A 19,817-nucleotide genomic window follows, 5' to 3' on the forward strand; every position below is an offset into this window, starting at 1 on the left:
AGCGTGTTATCCATTGCTAACCATCTTACCAATTATGTAGGTCGGCTATGCCGGGGATGATTATAATTTGGTTACGTTAGCGGCTTGTGGTCCACGCGCGCCTTCGACAATGTCGAACTCCACGTCTTGTCCTTCTTCAAGTGTTTTGAAGCCTTCTGTTTGAATTGCGGAAAAATGTACAAATACGTCGCCGCCTTCAGCCGTTTCAATGAAACCATAACCTTTTTCTGCGTTAAACCATTTTACTTTACCTTGCATGCACTAACATTCCCTTCGTCATCAAATGAAGTGAAGCTCTCGCCCACATTTCCGACTATACCACCCAAACTTATCCATTGTCAATTGGAATTGATAATGTTTTCATACATTTTTTTACCACAAATTAGGGTTGAATATTAATTTAGTCAAGGCAGTAGATACAAAAATAAAGGAGCTTCTCAGCTCCTTTACCCTACACAAATTAATTTGAATCAAAAAATTAAAATAAATTTCTCCAGCGAATCAACTTAATCACGGAGGAACGACTTGCATCTCATACAAGGAGTCATTTTGTTACATTTTCTCCGGGGACCGATCTTGTATATCTAGTCCATACCTTACGAACCGCCTGGATTACATCCTGTACATCCTGATCCATCATCTTAGGAAAGAGCGGGAGTGTTAATGCTGTCCTATAATAATCTTCAGCGTTCGGGCATAGCCCTTCCTCATATCCGAGGCGCTGGTAGTAAGGTTGTAGATAGACAGGAATATAATGCACATTTACACCGATGTTCTCTGACCGCAGGGCCTCAAAAATCGTTTTCCGGTCTGCATTAAAATGCTCCGGCTGCCAACGTATCACGTATAAGTGCCAGCTGGAGTAAGCCCCGGGAATCTGCTGAGGAAGGACAACCCCGGTCAACTTACTCAAAGCTTCATTGTACGCCCGAGCGATCGCGCGACGCTGCTCTACAAACGCATCCAACTTGTCTATCTGGGAATGACCCAATGCAGCCTGAATATCTGTCATACGGTAGTTATATCCCAGTTCCTGCATTTCGTAATACCAAGGGCCGTCGTTTTTTGTCAACTCCTGTGGATCGCGTGTCATACCGTGACTACGGAACAGTAACAACTTCCGATAAAATTCCTCAGAATTCGTCACAATGATGCCGCCCTCGCCTGTCGTAATATGCTTGACCGGATGGAAACTGAACATGGTCATGTCCGCCCATGAACCTACCTTACTTCCTTGATAATCCGCCCCCAAAGAATGAGCTGCATCCTCAATGAACACCAGCCCGCGATCCCGGCACAGCATAGATATCTTGTCGAGTTCAGCCGGCTGACCCGTAAAATCGACAGCAATGACCGCCCGAGTATGCTCGGTAATCCGCTCTGCAATCCGGTCCGCATCAATGTTGTAGGTATGCATATCAATGTCAGCAAATACCGGTGTTCCTCCTTGGTATAACACGCAGTTACTACTAGCTAGGAACGTAAGCGGTGTTGTGATGACCTCATCACCTTGTCCAATTCCTGCGGCAAAGCAGGCTCCGTGCAGTGCAGCAGTTCCGTTGGTGAACGCTACAGCATATTTTGCTCCTACATACTCAGCAACCTTACTCTCAAACTGCTGAATCGCAGGCCCCTGCGTAACAAACCCGCTACGGAGTACATCCACTACAGCTTGAATATCCTTATCGTCAATCCATTGCTGTCCATAGGGCAGCAGCGTATCACGAACAGGTCCAGATAATATATCATCGGACATCCTGTTACCCCCCTCTATTTGAAACAAACTAGATCATGCCGCTCTCACGAATCCAGACCGTCGTACGCCGGATACCTTCTTCCAAACTAATACGAGGTTCCCAACCAAGTAACTCCTTCGCCTTCGTCGAGTTACACAACAGCTTTTGAATTTCACTTTGCGGATGGATATGCTCCACGTGCTTGATACGCGACGGATCACCGCTAATCAGCAATGCCAAATCATTCACAGAAATGTCCTGTCCCAATCCCGCATTGACAATTTGGCCATTAACACGGTCGCTAAATCCAGCCTCCACCACGAAGCGAGCGCAATCCTCAACGTAAAGAAGATCACGGGTTTGTGTACCTTCTCCATAGATGTTAAGATCTTTACCTTCCAAGTGGTTTTTAATAAAAATCGCAACTACGCCGCCCTCACCGCCTGTCTTTTGAAAAGGACCGTACGTATTAAATGGACGAATAACCACTGTCGGTAAACCATATGCGAAATAATAGGACAGTACCATATTTTCAGCAGCTACCTTTGCTCCTGCATAAGGAGAAGCAGGTTTGGTAGGATGTAGCTCATTAATACCTTGATCGTCGCTACAGCGGTCATATACCATACACGTACTCATAAAAACGACCTTGGTCTGATGCTTCCGGCACTGCTCCAGGATTGCGAAGGTTCCTACCGTATCGTTATTAAAAGTAGTGCGTGGATCGTCAATAGAGTCCTGTACATTTATGGAAGCTCCCAAATGGTAGCAAACTTCAAACGAATGCTCTTCGAACAATCGTTCCAGCAATGATTCATCCAAAATACTTCCTTTGATGAATTCCTTGAAGCCGTTATGTTCGACTAATTCCGACAAATTCTCTTCGCGTCCATTCGACAAATCGTCGACAATCCAAAGCTGATGCCCATCCTCCAGCAGACGCTTGGCAACCCAACGCCCAATGAAACCAGCGCCACCAGTGAGTAAAATGTTCATAAGTGCAACTCCTTAGTTCATTTTGTGGGGACTCTTCATTGTGTATAACTTGATCTTGCTTATCTCTATGACCTGTGACTCACAGGTATTAAAACAATCCCCAGTTTACTGGCGTACCTTTAGCAGTATTCTCTTTCACTGATTTCCCAATAATTTCGTCTAGAAATTTTGTCGGCAGTCCCAAGCCTGGGCGAATTGCCTTTATATGCTCCCGGGTGATCATTTCCCCCTTTTGGATATCCTTGGCGATATATAGGGACCTTCTATGCTTCAAAGACTCCTTTTCTCGTTCCGTTGCGCCATATGTAATACGGCCGATAGACTGCCAGGCACGTTCTGCTTCCGTCACCAGCACAGCCATTTCTTCAGGCTCCATGGAAAAGGCTGAGTCCACTCCACCGTCAGCACGGCGCAACGTAAAGTGCTTTTCAATTACTGTCGTCCCTAAAGCCACACTCGCCACCGACACACCAAAACCCATAGTATGATCCGATATACCAACTTGGCAACCGAATAGTTGCTCCAAATGAGGAAGCGTTGCAATATTCGTATTGTCTGGCGACGCAGGGTAAGTACTTGTACATTTCAGTAAAATAATGTTTTTGGCGCCAGCCTCCTTCGCCGCCCGAACTGATTCATCCAGTTCAGCTACCGACGCCATACCTGTTGAAATGATCAGTGGCTTGCCCGTTGCTGCAACCTTTCGAATTAATTGGATATCAGTGTTTTCAAAGGAAGCTATTTTATAAGCAGGCACTTTCAATGATTCAAGAAAGTCGACAGCTGATTCATCAAAAGGAGTGCTGAACGCCAAAATCCCCAACTCTGCACATTTATTGAAAATGGGTTCATGCCATTCCCAAGGCGTGTATGCTTCCTGATAAAGACTATACAACGAACTACCTTTCCACAGACTGTTCGGGTCCTTAATAAAAAAGTCGCCTTCATGAATGTCCAACGTCATTGTATCTGCTGTATAAGTTTGGAGTTTGAGCGCATCCACTCCTGATGCTGCCGCAGCCTCCACGATGGCAAGCGCCCGATCGAGTGACTGATTATGATTACCAGACATTTCTGCTATTATAAAAGGCTTGTGTTTCTTACCGATCCAACGGTCACCAATTTGGAATTCCACTATAATTCCCCCTTCAATATGGATAGGATGGGATGTCTCCCGCTCCTTCTCTGTGTCTCCGTCAAAACCAGAACTGCCCTGCTCTGCTCAGCTAACATTTCGGGCTTATTCAGCAATTTCTCCAGCATTTCTGTAATCTGTCCAGTCCTGACCTCCCCACTTGCCCCCATATGCCATGCAAGTCCCCGTTTTGCTGCTTCCACAACAGTTGCCTTCTGATTTTCAGCCACAGTAATAACCATGGAAGGCACACCCATATAGCAACGCTCCCACATAGAGATTCCACCTGCGCCGATTGCCAAATCGGATGAGGCTAACAGCTCTGCCATATTCGAATAATGCTCATAAAACGTAACATGGTCAAAAGAAGAGAATGACGCTCGCAATTCTGGTACACGAGAATTGGCCGGACCTGCAACTAGAATAAAGTGAAACTGTTTTCCTATTTCGCTTTGAACGACAGGCAGCATTTTGCCCAACTCATTGGTTGGATCACTTCCACCGAAATTAACAAGAATGCATTGACATTGTGTTCGAACAACCGCGTCTTCCGCCAGACAAAAAAATTCATTCCGTAGCAAAGCGAATTCCGGACCCAATAATTGAAGTGCGTGCTCCGGGAGCAATCCGCTATACCTCTTATCCATATTTGGATATAGGTTTTGGTCCAATAGCACATCACAATCATGTGGACGATTTGCCAGGTCATCAATCACCAAGATACTGCGAGCATAAGGACGTAGCAATTGCTCCCAACGTGCATCCAAGCCATAATGGTCCACAATAAGCCAATCGCATTGTTCACCGACTGCAGCTATAGTCTCCCAGGCATCCCGCTCCATGTCTACAGGCGCCTCCTCAGTTGCCGACAGAAGGGAAAGACTAAAGCCCCTGCAGCGAATATCTTTAGCCAAAGCTTGCGGTATATCAACGTTGCACACAAAGTGGATATCCGCTGGTATGTTATGCCGTATGTTCAAGGCAAGGGTAATGCACCTCATCAAATGTCCGGTCCCCAGTCGAGAAGAGGCATTCGCCCGTATCAAAATTCGTGTTTTCATTGGTATACATCGCAAGCAGTCATAATCTCAAACAATTGGTCCAACGTTTCCACTTCCACATCCGCATTATATTCCTCTGGCTTAACGGTATCCTTGAAATGCCCTCGACGAATTCGAATCGTCCGGTAACCCAAAGGCCGTATACCCACAAAGTCTTTGTTCGGATTATCTCCAATATATACAATATCGGACGGATCCACCTTTTCAGTTTGCGCGATAAGCTGGAAACAATAAGGAGATGGTTTAGCTCTGTGTCTCCCGTACCGATAGGTGATATAGCATTTCCTCACGCGCTCTTCCAAACCCAATGCTTTAATCTTGTTATATTGTACGACCTTGTTGCCATCCGTCACAATATAGATCGAGGAGCCTCCCATAGCCAAACGTTCCAAAACCGCATCCGCATCGGGTGATAGCGTGATGTCCGGCCGATGCAGCCTATAAATCGATAGGCATTTCCTGATATTACGGCGTGTTGCCACCCCATAATGTTCAAGCACTCTATCAAAGACCCTTCCTCTGCCCTCTTGCTCCAGTACATCCCACATAATTGAGAAGACCTCCTGCGAATTTAAACCAAATTGCTCGCCCAAGTAACAGGCAACTGCCTGAAATCCGCTTCGGACAAAAGTAATCTCTTCATATAAAGTGTCATCAAGATCAAACACAAAAACCTTCATAAGATTAAGTCCTCCGCATGCCGAACTAGCATTTTCTCATGCACGGCTCTATAAAAGGCTAAATCGTTAATTTGAGCCCCTCCACTTTCCTGCAGAAACCAAAAAAAACTATCCAGCCCCATCGCTAATGCTAGCGTTGAGGCTCCCCCAAATCGACAGTTACACTCAATTAGATGCTGCCGCTTTTTTTCATCCACTATAATCTGGAAGATTACATGACCACGAAACTTGAATCGCTCTGCAATCTGCTGACACAACTTCTCCATTTCCGGGTAACGAACTGACGTCGTGATCTGTGACTCACCATTCATAACCCAATTGCGTTGCCGGGCAAGGGCCCCTATAGCCTTACTTGTACTTGTCAAGAACACGTCAACACTGTATTCTACCCCATGGATTAGGGGCTGAAATACCGGGTTTACCATTTTTCTCGCATGCCTTTTGGTTTCATGGGGATTGAGACCAATACCTACATTGACTGAACCAGCCCCAAATCGCTCCTTTACCACATATTGCCCAACCTTATAATGAAGCGACGTTGCCATATCTTCAAATTCTGCAAACGTAGGGATTACTGGATATCCCTGCTTAGCCATCTGCTCATAGAAACGCAACTTGTCCAAACATAGCTCTACTGCATCAACATCCGATATCATAACTGTGATCCCAGCCTGCTCTAGTTGTTGGCGATACTCCGCAAAATATAATAATTCACCGTCTCTGCTCGGAAAGACTACTGAAATCTCTTGTGCATGACAGTAGCCGATAAAGCTATCCATCGTCAAATCCTGTAAAGAAGGGCAAAGCCAGAATACATCAACCACATACTGCCCTAAACAGCTAGCGTTAGTATCCGCCCCATACAACTTGGCTCCCGGGCGGGCACGACGTAAGGCATTCTTTACCGCTTTAATCATCGGCACCTTCTGACTGATACTCATGATCATGACATTCATACCGCAAACCTCGCTTTATCAGTCATATCTTTTTACTCACCCAGCTTTTTTTGCTTTACCTCCGCATTGATCAGCGCCAGTTCAGGTTGGCGCTCAAGAAGCGAAAGTATCTCGTTCCAGGAAAAAATGCTGCCTGTGTATAACTCCCTATAAATTCGGGAAATCAGTTCCCAATCCTCCGGGGTATCTAGTGTCAATCTGTACCGACTAAAATCCATGCTGCTGCTGTATGCATGAATGCGGAATAAATCCGGATGCTGGTAAATATAAGGTGTGACGTGCTCATGTTCATATTCTTTGGTTGCATGTAAATACGATCGGCTTAAAGCATCAAATGTAAACACTTCGGTGTCCAGTCCCCGTGCAAAAGTACCACTTAAACCGCTGCTGGAATAATCCAAGTCATTGTCCAAAAAATGAGTAATGACTTTATCAGAAATAATCGGGTCTAAAAGAGGGCAATCCGATGTAATTCGAACAACAATGTCTGCTTTTGCTTTGTTTGCTGCTTCATAGTAACGACTAAGTACATTCTCCTTACTTCCCCTGAAATAATTTACCCCATAATAATTAGCCTCATGGCAGATGAGGTCATCCTCCGTCTCCGTGGTCGTAGCTACTATGACTTGGTTCACAGAAGGAATTGCTAGTACCCTCTTAATCACATGCCCCAGGACTGTTTTATCTTCTAGCTTGTTCATCACCTTGCCAGGAAGACGCGTAGATCCCATCCGTGCTTGGATAATAGCAGTAATATTCATAGATATTCGCCTTTCTTTTATTCAATAATGATGTAAGAACATAGTGGATTCATAGGATCCCTTCTAATTGCATATCGACTTAAACCCAATACCTCTTTTAAAGCGATAGTTTCACCAGGAAGTGCACTATAGTTAAGTTCATCAAAAGCTAAAACACTTCCTTTCGTGAGATGGCTCGAAATAGCCTCCAAGCACTTTTTTGTTGGTTTATAAAGATCAAAATCAAAGTATGCTAATGAAACAATAGTTTCAGGGTGGTCAGACAGATAAGTTGTAATACTATCCGTTGCATCTCCCTTTATTAACTCATATTTTTTAATGTGGGAAATAGGACTTTCTTGTTCATGAAACTGCAGCACACTGTCCAAATACTCAAAATAGTTAGGGGTAACAGAATAATCTCCTTTATTGACGTGCTGTCCATCTTTAATATCTACTTCAGGAAAGCCTTCAAACGTATCAAATCCAATAATTTTTCTATTATAATTGTATGGTTCATATATACCTCTGAAATTTTCATATAACGACAGATTTTGGCCCCATCTCACTCCGAATTCCATAATAACCCCATGAACATTTATAATCTTTTTATATAATTCATTAATATATAATATTCTTGAGAGAGTTTGCCGCCTTAAATATATTCCAATATTATCCAAAATCTCTTCTTCTGGGATGGGTGAATTCTTCATTATCTCCACGAATTTTTGTTTTCCTTTTTTCTCCTCACAACTTGAGTTTCCTAAATGCCTAATTGAATTCATATGTTGTTCTTCCCTTCCTTTTTATTACTCCCCGAACGGTAAATACAACAAATCACATGCTCTTTAGATCTCTTTCCAAGGGTTTATTTCGATTTTTCATATCTTCTTCGATAAGATTTATATCAAATTCTCTGATATTAACCAATCTATAATCACATTTTTAGCAATTGGAAGCTCATTCGACTTAATTACCTTATTTGATAACGTTTGATTTTTATTTTTAGAAAGCGGTGGTATAATATACATCTGCTCTGTTTCTATGGCATTTAGTCGCTCGTCTTCAGTCATTAATTCTTCAAACATCTTCTCACCTGGCCGAAGTCCTATCTGTTGAACTTCGACTTTATTTTTAACATTAAATTTTTCCGAAAATACCTTTATAAGAGCATCGGCTAAGTCACCAATTCGCACAACTGGCATCTTCAGGACAAATACCTCACCACCCTGAGCTGCCTCATTAGCCTGGAGGATTAACTCAATCGCCTGCGAAGGAGTCATCATATATCTCAACATCTCTGGATCGGTAATGGTAATTTCACCATCTTCTAGAATCTGTTTTTTGAATAACGGGATAACAGACCCCCGTGAACCCATTACGTTCCCAAATCGAACCGAAGAGAATATAGTAGACTTGGAACCCTTTTGATATTCAGAGGCCGAGATCAGACGCTCTGCCGTTAATTTCGTTGCACCATATGTGTTGGTTGGAGAAATAGCTTTGTCCGTACTTGTGAAAAGGACCTTCTTTACACCATTCTCCAAAGCCGCTTGAATGACATTCTGGGTACCTATTACATTGGTTTGTACAGCCTCAAACGGGTTATACTCACACGAAGGTACGTGCTTCATTGCGGCTAAATGGAATACATAATCAATATCCTCCATTGCTCTCATCAATCTTTGCTGATCTCTCACATCACCAATCAGAAAGCGCAATTGATTAGAATGGGCCTGAAAATCTATATTCATTTCATACTGCTTATGCTCATCACGGCTAAAAATACGAATCACGCTCGGCTCGTCCTTCAGAAGCCTCTGCACCAGTTGGCGCCCTATTGTTCCCGTCCCACCTGTAATTAATATCTTTTTTTCTTTATAGGTTCCCTTAAACATTTTGAACACATCCCTGTCCTTTAACTCTATATCTCATCTATTCTGCGAATCGATTCTACAAACAACTCTTCAAGCATCGGAACTTTATCCACTATCTCATTCGCTAGCTTTCCTAGATGCTCATGTATCATATCGGCTTTGCGAGAGAGATTTTGCTCTATGGCGATCAAAGGTTGTTGCCGGTCAAACAGACCAATTTCCAATGGGAGTAAGGTTTCTATAATAGGAACAAACCAATCTCTACTCACAATGCTGGCCCAGCGCTGTTCAATTTCAACAATCGCATTATGACATTTAAGCGGCTTCATTCGGCTCCATTCTCTAATATTCCCGATTGTTTTCAGCATGATTTTCAATTCTTCCCTAAATTGAGCAAAATCATTGAGCGTATGCTGTATTTTTCCTTTAACCTCTTCGATACGATTTTCATCTATGATAAAGGGTTGATTACGTTGAATATTGGCTATTGCATCATGCTCAATATGTTCCTCAACAATCATATCGTATACTTCTTCAATCGGCTTCCAAATGGTCCCCTCTAGCGCAGCCCCGTTACGAGTCGTATTAATGAATTCAATACTGGATAAGGCTGCAAACAAGTGCTCAAGTGCGTCTTTCATAAACAAGAAACTTTCGTTAGTTGCATTATATTCACCGTGTACGTTCAATACCTGTCGTGGTGCCTTCTCCACAATCGATGCATTGTGTGATTCTTCAATATGTCCTACTCCATCAGCGTAGAACTTATTACCTGGGAAGGATAAATCCTGTCCCATCAGTACAACACGTCGAGCCCCCAGCCATACTGCCGCTTGTATGGCTGAGCCTACAACCGTCGGTGTTGCTGTTATAGCCACCTGTGTCTGATCAATTCCTAAATAATACTGCGAAATATGATCATTACTTAATACGAAATGGATGGTATCTTTATGCTTACGATCCGTAATACCATAATAAGAGGTAGACCCATATAATAGAGGTGCTTCCAGCGTTTCAGGCTGGGAAAAAACCTTATCATTGATAATACCACCATCCAGCGTGACTGCTAAATGCGGCTGTATTCCTTGTTTAACTAATGCCTGAATACTGGAACCTGCTGCAATAACAAGCGCATGAGGTTGCACACGCTTAATCCACTCAATATCCTGCTGGAGTGAGGGACCTGAGGCAGTAATAAAGGCCGTACTACCGGATAAAGAGAATTTTAAATCATCAATAGAGGGTGAAGACAGCATTCCTGCCATCTGGTACATACTGTTACGAATCCAGTCCTGTCGAAAAAGATGCTGAGTGTGTTGGTTTGATTCATAGGTGTGATTGTATTCTTCCAATTTTTCTTTAACATCACGCAATACATCCATCTCTGCCTCGAGATAATGACGAAGCGCTACGAAAGCCAGCTCACGCTGCATATGGACAGAAGCCATATAAAACAGTGAATTCAATTGCGAATCGCCAATAGCCAGCCAGTACAAATTAGGATGCTCTAAAAGACTCCGCATATCATAGCTGCTAACGGAGTTTAGAAACTGATATTCATCCGGCTCATATACAAAAAGTAACCGGTCAGGATACATTTCAAGAATGTCAGCGACACCAAGACCCTGACCAAATCCATAAACAAAGACACATTCTATATTTTCTACCGATTGCTGGACCGCCTCCAACCAAATATGATCTTTTTCTACAGGTTCATTATAAGACTTGTGATCCCTGGCCTCAGTTGGCTCAAGAGAGAGTACTGTGCTAGCAACATTCGGAAAGCGATTCTGTATAGCACTCAGATTCAATGATAAAATTGTCAAGACCATACCACCATTCATAATGATTCTTCTTAATTAGTATATCGGACTGTAACGTGAAGGAGTGAACCTTGCAAATAAAAAAATCCCTCCCAGTAATACCTGAGAGAGATTTCAATTCCAATTATTTCCTCTTGTCTATGAAAAGACTATCAACGGAATAAGCACGCTGATAAGCATTTTGTTGAACTCGAATACTCCCTTTTTTCTCCATCCAACTTCCCGCTTCATCTTTCAACTTATTCATACGCTTCAATATCAGTCCATCCATGTCTAAGATCAGTCCAATTTCTTGTTTGTCTTCCTCAGTGAGTAAAGCACGGTATTTTTCCATTGCATGCACAATTTCCTGTCTACGATCTACAAAAGCGACTAACTCTTCCTCTTCTATGATTGAGAGCCGATTAGTTGTCTCTATTGTCATTTTTTTTAATGCTTGAATGAGGTCTTGAATATTGTTACTGTCCATTAGCTACCTGTGACCGAGCTTGGAAGTTTGCTCACTTCGACCCAAGCCTCACGTAGATCTGTTAGATGTTCCTCTACTTCCTGGGCTTTAGATACATCTTTATGAACGTTAGACTCAATCAGACAATGCAACATATATTCATAAATTCTTAATAAATCCTGTGAAATCGGATAGTCAAAATTCAAGGCAGATATTAATTCATGGATGATAGCTTGTGATTTACAAAGATTATAGTTCGCTTTCCCGAAATCTTTATCTAAAATCCCGTCTATACCTGCCCGAGTAAAACGGATTGCCCCATCATACAGCATAATCAGAAGTTTAGGCTTGGAGGCAGTCTGGGCTTGAGCCTGCTGGTACTTCTGGTAAGGGGATTGAATCAAATGTATGACCTCCTTATTTATCTAAAGCTGGACAAACTAGAAGAAGTGCTATTATATTTATTAATTGCCGTCTCCATAGATGAGAATTTTTTATAGTAGTTCGTTTCGATCATATTCAATCGGGCTGTCATATCAGTTATCCTTCTATCAATACTCGTTAGCTCTTGTCCCATCGTGCTGCTAATAATGAATGAAGCACTAAGATCAGTGCTTACCTTTGAGGTTCCTGCCTTATCAGCTAACTTTTGCAGCGCAGTATTGGAGATTTTTTTCATACGTGCAAAAATTCCATCTTGATCTGTATATTTATTACTTTGTGCTGCCGCAGAATCCTGCTTACCAAAAAAGTTGGTCACAATGTCAGGATCTTTATCTAAAGCAGCTTTCAACTTATCTGTATCTAAAATAAGTTTCCCTTTTGTCTGATACGTACCTGTTGTTATACCAAGCTCGGCAAGGCTAATTGTTGTACCGTCGTCGAGTGTAACTTTTTGTACCATTGCACTACGCATATCCGCTGCTGCGCTCTGCAAGATGCTGTCGTTTTTAAGCATGCCACTTTTGGCTTTATTGGTCCAAAGTGTGATTTCATCATCACTCATATCCTTTTTTTGATCATTTGTTAAAGGGGTATACTTACTATAACGTTCTTCACTAACTTTGTTATTTAACGTAGAGAGAACATCATTATACGCGTCAACAAACCCCTGAACCGTTTCAACCAGCTTATCCGTATCTTTGACTACCTCAATGCGCGTTGAAGTACTCCCACTGGCATTATTAAGCGTAAGTTCAACACCATTCATCGCAAAGGTATTGGAAGACCTTGTGATATCCAAACCATTTACAGTGAGCTTGGCATCTTCGCCTCCTGTAATAGTACTCCCCAGCTTTAAAGCCGAGAATATCGCTCCATTAAGCGCAATATCTTTGGCTCCAGTCGTTTTACTTGTTAGAGAAATCTTACCTGTGGCAGAGTCATAGATTGCACTCACACCAGCTTGCTTATTTGAATTGATTTTTTGGACAAAGGAATCAAGCGTTTCATTGACAGGATCAATCTCTATAGATGCTTCCGAGTCTCCTGAACCAATTTTGACTGTTATTGGAGTGGTTCCTGAGATTCCCGAATCTTTAATATCCTGTAGCTTAACAGTTCCCCAATCGGTCGGTGCAGGAGCAGAACCATTGAGTTCGATAGCTGCAGAAGAAGTAGCGCTTGATGCTGTTGCCAGCGAAGTTACCTTTACATCTAATACTCCACTGGCCGACGAAGATACTTTTGCACTAACAGCACTCGTATTTCCAGTAACATTGGCCTTCTGAGCACTGATTGCACTACTCAAGTTAAGTTTAGATAGTTTATCTTGTGTAAAACTAACCAGTTTCACACTGGTCTCCCGATAATTTTCACGCTTCCATTCCATTAGCTGTTTCTGTTGATTCAACTTGTCGAGCGGAGCGCTCTCAGCTGTCATCAACTTTTTAACCATGGAATCTATATCCATACCAGATGCCAAACCACTTATTCTCGTTACCATGAACGTTCCTCCTTATGCCTTCTTATCAACAATAATCCCGGTAATCTCCATCATTCTTGCTGCTACATCCAAAATTTTTTCTGGTGGAACTTCACGAATGAGATCACCTGTTTCCTTGTTCAAAACTTTAATCATAATGGTGTGAGTTTTTTTGTGCACAGATATTTCAAACATTTTTTGAGGACCTTGAATTGCATCAATTGCTTTTTGCAATTGCTGGATGGTTTGCTCGTGTGTTTGGTCTACTTTTGCAGGAAATACAGATTGGACTGCACCTTCTTCAGAAGTTATTGGAGAATCAGTAGCTATCTCCTCCTTTGGAGTTCCAGCAGAAAGATGAATCGGTGTTATACCTCCTGCATTGGCGGGTATCAACGGTTCCATAACATAACCCCTCGCTCATAAAATGGTATGTCGCACACTCTATCTCTTCTACTCATATCGGATGTCCTACTCTATATATCGGTTAATGATGTAGAATATTTATGAAAAATAATACAAAAAACAAAAAAAGACTCTGCAAAATGCAGAGCCTCTAATGGTACGTTTACTTCCCAAAATCTTAACGAAGCAGGGACAGTACGCCTTGTGGCGCAGAGTTTGCTTGTGACAGCATGGATTGGGAAGCTTGCAGCAAGATGTTGTTTTTGGACAAAGCAACCATTTCTTTGGCCATGTCAGTATCACGAATACGGGATTCGGAAGCTGTCAGGTTTTCAACTGTAGTACCCAAGTTGTTGGAAGTATACTCCAGACGGTTTTGAACAGCACCCAGTTTAGCACGTTGTGTAGCCACTTTTTCAATAGCAGTACTTACGTTTGACAATGAAGTAGTGGAATTCAGACCAGTGAATCCTGCAGTAGCAACACCACTAACTGTAATCGTAAATTTTTTATCGTCAGCTTGTACTTTTACATTAGAAGTGATTTTGATTCCATTGAACGTTGTGTTGGACATGATGGAATTGATTTGTGATCCCAGTGCGTTAAGCTCCATATCGATGTTGCTCTTATCACTAGTAGAGTATGTTCCGTTCAGTTTTTGAACGTTCAGTTCTTTCATACGGGAAAGCATGGAGGATACTTCGTTCATCGCACCCTCAGCAGTTTGCGCAAAAGAAATACCATCTTGAACGTTACGTTGTGATTGTTCCAGACCACGGATTTGTCCGCGCATTTTTTCGGAGATAGAGAGACCAGCAGCGTCATCAGCAGCACGGTTGATACGCAGACCGGAAGACAGTTTCTCCATGTTTTTACTTGCTGCAGCACTATTCATACCCATGTTGCGATGAGTATTCAATGCAGGAATATTGTGGTTAATAATCATTTTAAATTTCCTCCCTGAAATGGTTTAATTCCCACGTCCTTGTGGTATGAGCGTCTTCACAGGTCGGCCGCCCTGAAGAATTACCGCTCTAAATTATATATCGACACATACCGCGATATTGTTTATAGCATTTCAGAATTTTCAAAAAAATCTATTTTGGAGAACAATAAAAACGTAAAAATTTTAATTAGGACCAATAATTGACACCTCTTAAACTCTAGCTTATATTAAGCTTGTGGTAAAAAATATACTAATTGGAGGAGTGTTTTAATTATGCTTCGGAAAACTATTCGTTTGTTATCCGTTTTAATTCTTGCCGTCGGGTGGTTCTCATCTTCTTTTAATCAGGCATTTGCGGGTTCTTCTCAAGCCAAACCTATTCAGTTGCCGGCACAATTTTTAAATTCCATGGTTAAGAAAGGCTCAAACACACTTCTAAGCGATCTACATACAATGCCAACCCAACCCAAATCACTTACAATCCCCAAGGAGGAAATTTTAAAATCTCCAAAGTTAAATGCATTGCCAGAGACTTCGCCTAACAATAAACTTTCCGTTTCTACAGTCACATATGATGTTTATAACACTACACCCGATGGGGCAATCTTTATTAAATCAGGTAATTCCTCGCAGGGTTATATTACTTCGGAGGGTGAAAGCCGCTGGTTTTTCACACGTGTGGAAACTCCCAATAAGCTGACTGTATTTCTAAATCCAGGGGCATCTACAACCAATGATTACGATCTTCATCTATACAAGCTTGATGAAAGCACAGGAACGCTAAATAAAATCTCATATTCCACAAAGGGAGCTGGTCAATATGAACAGGTCAGCTATGTAGCAGGGACTGGCTATTATTTCATGCTTGTTCAATCATATAAGGGATTTGATGTCACCCAGCCGTTTACCATTCACACTATTCAATCCGACAGCTATGACAGCAGTGAACCAGATGACAATCCTTGGTTTGCTAAAGATCGTGGATCAGCCACCTTTAGCAGCAGCCAAACGATCGACAATATCCTGGATGAGGATTGGAGCAAAATCAAGGTTCCTTCTGATACTAGCGTTCGTCTCAACCTCAATAATACCTCAGCTTACGGGGAATACCGACTGGACCTATATGACGCTAATTTGACCAGTCTCGGATATCTTGGTCAGAACACTACCGCACAGTTGAAGCTAGCCGCAGGGGAATATTATATCCGTGTTATTGCACCATCCAAGTTCGATCTTACTACTCCATATACTTTGACAGTTAGTTATCAAAATGCTGATGTTGCACGGGTGGTAACTTCCAATATTACAACAGACGGTGGAGTATACGGTTTTATAAACTATGGTTATGGACAAAAATGGAGAATAAAAAATAATATCACCATTAGCGGCAGAGCGTTTGATGCCCAAGGCACCCCTGTGGCAAATGCTATTGTCACCACAAGAATTATTGTGACAATAAACAATAAGGTATTTACAGCAAGCGGAACAACCAATGAGCAAGGATACTTTACGATCCCAGTAAATGGTTTGACCTCGGCTGCAGGTAAGTACTCTTTCTATAACGGCGTCAGCACACATTATTTTGACATTATCCCAATCGACTTTTACAGTGGCGGTAAACTGCTCAACTCCGATATCAGCAGTCTCTATCATTTTGCTTACCAAATAAGATAACTTAATACAGATGAAGATTATTAAAATTTCTCTTAGTTTCAACAGGATAATAAATAGATAAAACAAAAAAGCTGGCCCTTGCTTGGGTCAGCTTTTTTATCACATCCAACAAATAAAACTACTCGGTGCTGCCACTTTCTCTGCCCATTTCCAATATTGCGGTTTGGAGCGTTTTAATATCCATGGCTGCACTTTGATTATTATCCTGGATAGCATCGAAAATTTCTTTACGATAAATATCTATATCCTTAGGAGCAGATATTCCAATTTTAACGTTATCTCCTTCAACGGAAAGCACCGTTAAAACAATATTATTCTGAATTACGACAGACTCGCCTTTCTTGCGGGACAACACCAGCATCAGGCTTCACCACCTTGCTCTTCCAATTTTAAATCTGGCCATAGTGCATGTCTGGTCGTATATTCCGAATTTTGCAGAACAATCTGCTTACCTTTTAAATTTTCAGTATTAAAAATGATAGGTGCAATTAAGTTGACTGTTATTTTTTCTCTATTACTGTGCCATGTTACAATACAACGTACTTCAATTTGCTTTCTATCCGTGACCTCAATATCTGCAAGAGCATCATTGGACAACTCAAACTCGTAATCATGTACAAAATCAAAAGGATTGATTGTTATAAAGGAGATCGCAGCCTCTTCTACAGCACTAAAAATACTGAACAATTCGTTATGTTCCTGTAGCTTAAATTCACGTAAATGCTCGAAACCGGGTAACCCTTTAGGGAAAATAAAAATCGACTCTGCTTTATATTGTTCCAATTTATCTATTTCATGTTTTGGGTTCATACCTCAACCTCCTAGAATAGTAACAAAAAAGCTACGGACCTTCGTCCATAGCTTCAAAATGTCAAAGAAAACGAAACCTCATCTCATAAAATCCATAAGAGATGGCTGCATGATTTGAGCCGATGATTTTAAAGCAGCTTGATATATGGTCTGGGCAGAGGTCGCCTGAATCATCAGGCTTGCAATATCCGCATCCTCAGTCTTAGACTGCAAATTTGTTAAATTTAAATTGCGATCATCCAAACGTGATTGCACAAGCTGCACACGATTCGTGCGCGCTCCAACTTCGGACAAGCTGGACTGCATTTTGGTAAAACGAGATTCAATATTTGTAAGTTGACTTGATACTGTCGTTTGGTTTCCACTTGCCAAGGCTGCACTCAAGTTATCCATAACTTTAAAAACATTATCCGCGTCTGTTGAGGATCCAAAAAACTCACTTCCAGAAGTATTCACCTGAAAAGTGGATTGATCTCCTATTGCATAATTGACAGCACCTTGATCTGTATCAACTTGGTCATAACTGGTGATTGTACCCGTAAGCTCATAAGGCGCCTGATCATATTTTTGACCATTAAAAATGTATTTGCCACGAATCTGGCTATTCCCGATATTGGTCATTTGTTCCTTAAGCTGATCAACCTCCAGCTTAATTGCATCCAACCCGGATTGAGGAACAGTTCCGCTTGAGGCTTGAACCGTTAGCTCTTTTAGTCGCTTCATTACATTTCCGGCCTGCTGCATAGTGGAATCCGTAAAATCCAACCAGCTTACAGCAGCATCAGCATTGCTGGAATACTGCTCATTTGAGGCCAGCTCAGCTCTGTAGCGAAGGGCATAAGTCACACCCACAGGATCATCTGAAGGTTTATTGAGCTTACGTCCGGTTGTAATCTGGTTCTCCATCTTATTCATATTACTATAGTTACGATTCAGGTTACTGAGCGTCTGCATACTCATCATCCCCGAGGTTACTCGAATCGCCATACGCTACCTCCCACTAATTTGAATTAGAGCCCTACACGGCCTGTGCTATTAATTAGCTTGTCCAGCAATTGGTCGAATGTCGTCATAAAACGAGAAGCTGCACTATAAGCATGCTGAAACTTGATCAGATTGGACATCTCCTCATCCAGAGATACCCCGCTGACAGACTGTCTGCTTAAATCCACCTGTTCCGTCAGGAGCTGTGCATTCTGTGATTGACGTTCCGCCTCCTGAGTCTGAACTCCAAGTTGTCCGACAATAGAGCTAAAATAGTCATCTACTGACGTTGGACTAGATAAAGCTGCCCCGAAATCAAACTTTACATTTTTCAAATTAGCCATAGCCATAGCTAAAGCATTATTCCCGAGTACTACCTTCTCATCTGTCGTTCCCGCGCCATCTACCCTTAGAGAAGTTGCAATTTTATTAGGATCACTTTGTATATCGGGATTTAGCGTAATATTACCTGCTGTAATCGCAGCTCCATCTTTAGAAGTAAAAAATGCGTCCCCTTTGGTAGGAGTTGTTCCACTAATGGTATAACCCAACTGGTGAAGTCCGTTGATACCTTGGACAGTAACTTTCAAATCGCTTGTTAAAGTACGGTTATTATTAGCATTTGAGTAAGTAACGGCTGTATTATTCGGTCCCGTGTTCAGTACTGTCCCTTCAGGAAGCACAGTTCCTTTAGGAAGAGTAACTTCAATATTTCCGTTGGCTAGTGTGTTCGCTAATTGGTTTATCTGATTTTTATAGTCCGCAACGTATCTGTCACGTGATAATACCATTCCGTAAACTTCACCGCCAGTCAAGGTACCACCTGTAAAAGCAGCCTGAAGACCGTCTGCGGTTAATGGTGTAACCGCACTACCAGTTACAGCGATTTGTCCGGCTACTGTTACTTGATACCCATCATCCAGTTGAGTAACCTGCACATTAGCCAGTTTAGACAACTTATCGATCGCATAATCTCGCTGATCCCTCAAGTCATTTGGGTTATCTCCCAACGACTCTAACTTGGTAATGTTCCCGTTTAGATCAGCTACAGATTGCAAAAGAGAATTCATCTCTGTTGTTTTTAATGTAATATTATTGGTTAAATCGGAATCTAGCGCATCAAGCTGCTTGCTTGTCTGATTCAATGCATCCGTCAATGCCAGCGTCGTTTCTTTTACAATTTTACGGTTCGTTACGTCCTGAGGATCTTGACTCAAATCAGACCAAGCATTCCAAAAATTATCCATAACCTTGCGCATTCCTGTATCAGATGGCTCGTTCATAATTGTTTCAAGCTTATTCAAAGTATCATAGCGGATACTCCATCCACCTAAAGAAGAGTTTTCATTGCGGTACTGGTCATCCAAAAATGTCTGACGAACACGCTCAATAGCACTAAACTCAACCCCTGTACCCATCTGGCCTCTTACAACGGAACGGTTCAAACCGTAGGCTTCCATAGAGTCAGAGGCCTTCATACTGACCACTTGTCTGGAGTAACCAGCTGTGTTGGCATTTGAGATATTGTGTCCGGTTGTATTTAGGGCTGCAGTCTGCGTATTTAAGCTTCTTTTCGCTGTTTCTATTCCGTGAAATGTTGAGGTCATATTTTCCTCCTGCAA

Annotated in this window: 21 protein-coding genes; 1 reads left to right on the forward strand and 20 read right to left on the reverse strand. The window is 42.0% G+C overall.

Annotated features, from left to right (window positions below; all coding sequences use genetic code 11):
- Positions 1–60: 60 nt before the first annotated feature.
- From GCU48_RS07930 to GCU48_RS08005, 16 genes are all read right to left on the reverse strand, one after another.
- Positions 61–258, reverse strand: coding sequence for a cold shock domain-containing protein (locus GCU48_RS07930; RefSeq protein WP_007432685.1), 198 nt, complete (start codon positions 256–258; stop codon positions 61–63).
- A 286-nt stretch (positions 259–544) separates the two neighbouring features.
- Positions 545–1,756 carry a UDP-4-amino-4,6-dideoxy-N-acetyl-beta-L-altrosamine transaminase gene (gene pseC, locus GCU48_RS07935; RefSeq protein WP_152379616.1) on the reverse strand — a complete coding sequence of 404 codons (1,212 nt, stop codon included), beginning with the start codon at positions 1,754–1,756 and terminating at the stop codon, positions 545–547.
- Between the two features lie 28 nt (positions 1,757–1,784).
- Entirely contained in the window at positions 1,785–2,732 is a 948-nt protein-coding gene (locus tag GCU48_RS07940) for a dTDP-glucose 4,6-dehydratase (protein ID WP_152379617.1), read from the reverse strand.
- A gap of 88 nt (positions 2,733–2,820) precedes the next feature.
- A complete protein-coding gene (pseI, locus tag GCU48_RS07945; RefSeq protein WP_208811981.1) occupies positions 2,821–3,867 on the reverse strand; it encodes a pseudaminic acid synthase in 1,047 nt (348 codons plus the stop codon).
- Positions 3,867–4,928, reverse strand: coding sequence for a UDP-2,4-diacetamido-2,4,6-trideoxy-beta-L-altropyranose hydrolase (gene pseG, locus GCU48_RS07950; RefSeq protein ID WP_152379619.1), 1,062 nt, complete (start codon positions 4,926–4,928; stop codon positions 3,867–3,869). Before pseG ends, pseI begins: the two co-directional genes overlap by 1 nt.
- Positions 4,925–5,608: an HAD family hydrolase gene (locus GCU48_RS07955; RefSeq protein ID WP_152379620.1), complete on the reverse strand. Its 684-nt coding sequence runs from the start codon at positions 5,606–5,608 to the stop codon at positions 4,925–4,927. Before GCU48_RS07955 ends, pseG begins: the two co-directional genes overlap by 4 nt.
- Positions 5,605–6,564, reverse strand: a complete 960-nt coding sequence (locus GCU48_RS07960) for an ATP-grasp domain-containing protein (RefSeq protein ID WP_152379621.1) — start codon at positions 6,562–6,564, stop codon at positions 5,605–5,607. Before GCU48_RS07960 ends, GCU48_RS07955 begins: the two co-directional genes overlap by 4 nt.
- A gap of 32 nt (positions 6,565–6,596) precedes the next feature.
- A complete protein-coding gene (locus GCU48_RS07965; protein WP_152379622.1) occupies positions 6,597–7,325 on the reverse strand; it encodes a cytidylyltransferase domain-containing protein in 729 nt (242 codons plus the stop codon).
- A 17-nt stretch (positions 7,326–7,342) separates the two neighbouring features.
- A complete protein-coding gene (locus tag GCU48_RS07970) occupies positions 7,343–8,089 on the reverse strand; it encodes a crotonobetainyl-CoA--carnitine CoA-transferase (protein WP_152379623.1) in 747 nt (248 codons plus the stop codon).
- Positions 8,090–8,206: 117 nt separating this feature from the next.
- Entirely contained in the window at positions 8,207–9,202 is a 996-nt protein-coding gene (locus GCU48_RS07975; protein WP_152379624.1) for a UDP-N-acetylglucosamine 4,6-dehydratase family protein, read from the reverse strand.
- Between the two features lie 26 nt (positions 9,203–9,228).
- Entirely contained in the window at positions 9,229–11,025 is a 1,797-nt protein-coding gene (locus GCU48_RS07980) for a motility associated factor glycosyltransferase family protein (RefSeq protein ID WP_152379625.1), read from the reverse strand.
- Positions 11,026–11,128: 103 nt separating this feature from the next.
- Entirely contained in the window at positions 11,129–11,473 is a 345-nt protein-coding gene (locus GCU48_RS07985) for a hypothetical protein (protein WP_152379626.1), read from the reverse strand.
- Positions 11,473–11,856 (reverse strand): flagellar export chaperone FliS, encoded by a 384-nt coding sequence (gene fliS / locus GCU48_RS07990; protein WP_152379627.1) that lies wholly within the window; start codon positions 11,854–11,856, stop codon positions 11,473–11,475. The genes GCU48_RS07985 and fliS overlap by 1 nt, the downstream gene beginning before the upstream one ends.
- Before the next feature lie 17 nt (positions 11,857–11,873).
- Positions 11,874–13,397, reverse strand: coding sequence for a flagellar filament capping protein FliD (gene fliD / locus GCU48_RS07995; protein ID WP_152379628.1), 1,524 nt, complete (start codon positions 13,395–13,397; stop codon positions 11,874–11,876).
- A 12-nt stretch (positions 13,398–13,409) separates the two neighbouring features.
- Positions 13,410–13,781, reverse strand: coding sequence for a flagellar protein FlaG (locus GCU48_RS08000; protein ID WP_152379629.1), 372 nt, complete (start codon positions 13,779–13,781; stop codon positions 13,410–13,412).
- Between the two features lie 178 nt (positions 13,782–13,959).
- A complete protein-coding gene (locus GCU48_RS08005; RefSeq protein WP_152379630.1) occupies positions 13,960–14,727 on the reverse strand; it encodes a flagellin N-terminal helical domain-containing protein in 768 nt (255 codons plus the stop codon).
- 273 nt (positions 14,728–15,000) lie between these two features.
- Here GCU48_RS08005 and GCU48_RS08010 point away from each other — a divergent pair, with 273 nt between their 5' ends.
- A complete protein-coding gene (locus GCU48_RS08010) occupies positions 15,001–16,401 on the forward strand; it encodes a carboxypeptidase-like regulatory domain-containing protein (protein ID WP_152379631.1) in 1,401 nt (466 codons plus the stop codon).
- A gap of 118 nt (positions 16,402–16,519) precedes the next feature.
- Here the strand turns inward: GCU48_RS08010 and csrA are convergent, their stop codons facing one another.
- From csrA to flgK, 4 genes are all read right to left on the reverse strand, one after another.
- Positions 16,520–16,762 carry a carbon storage regulator CsrA gene (gene csrA, locus GCU48_RS08015; RefSeq protein WP_152379632.1) on the reverse strand — a complete coding sequence of 81 codons (243 nt, stop codon included), beginning with the start codon at positions 16,760–16,762 and terminating at the stop codon, positions 16,520–16,522.
- Positions 16,762–17,211: a flagellar assembly protein FliW gene (gene fliW / locus GCU48_RS08020; RefSeq protein ID WP_152379633.1), complete on the reverse strand. Its 450-nt coding sequence runs from the start codon at positions 17,209–17,211 to the stop codon at positions 16,762–16,764. The genes csrA and fliW overlap by 1 nt, the downstream gene beginning before the upstream one ends.
- Before the next feature lie 78 nt (positions 17,212–17,289).
- Positions 17,290–18,198: a flagellar hook-associated protein FlgL gene (flgL, locus tag GCU48_RS08025; RefSeq protein ID WP_152379634.1), complete on the reverse strand. Its 909-nt coding sequence runs from the start codon at positions 18,196–18,198 to the stop codon at positions 17,290–17,292.
- Positions 18,199–18,221: 23 nt separating this feature from the next.
- Positions 18,222–19,802 (reverse strand): flagellar hook-associated protein FlgK, encoded by a 1,581-nt coding sequence (gene flgK, locus GCU48_RS08030; protein ID WP_152379635.1) that lies wholly within the window; start codon positions 19,800–19,802, stop codon positions 18,222–18,224.
- Between the last annotated feature and the right edge of the window lie 15 nt (positions 19,803–19,817).

Source organism: Paenibacillus brasilensis, assembly GCF_009363115.1.
Taxonomy (GTDB): domain Bacteria; phylum Bacillota; class Bacilli; order Paenibacillales; family Paenibacillaceae; genus Paenibacillus; species Paenibacillus brasilensis.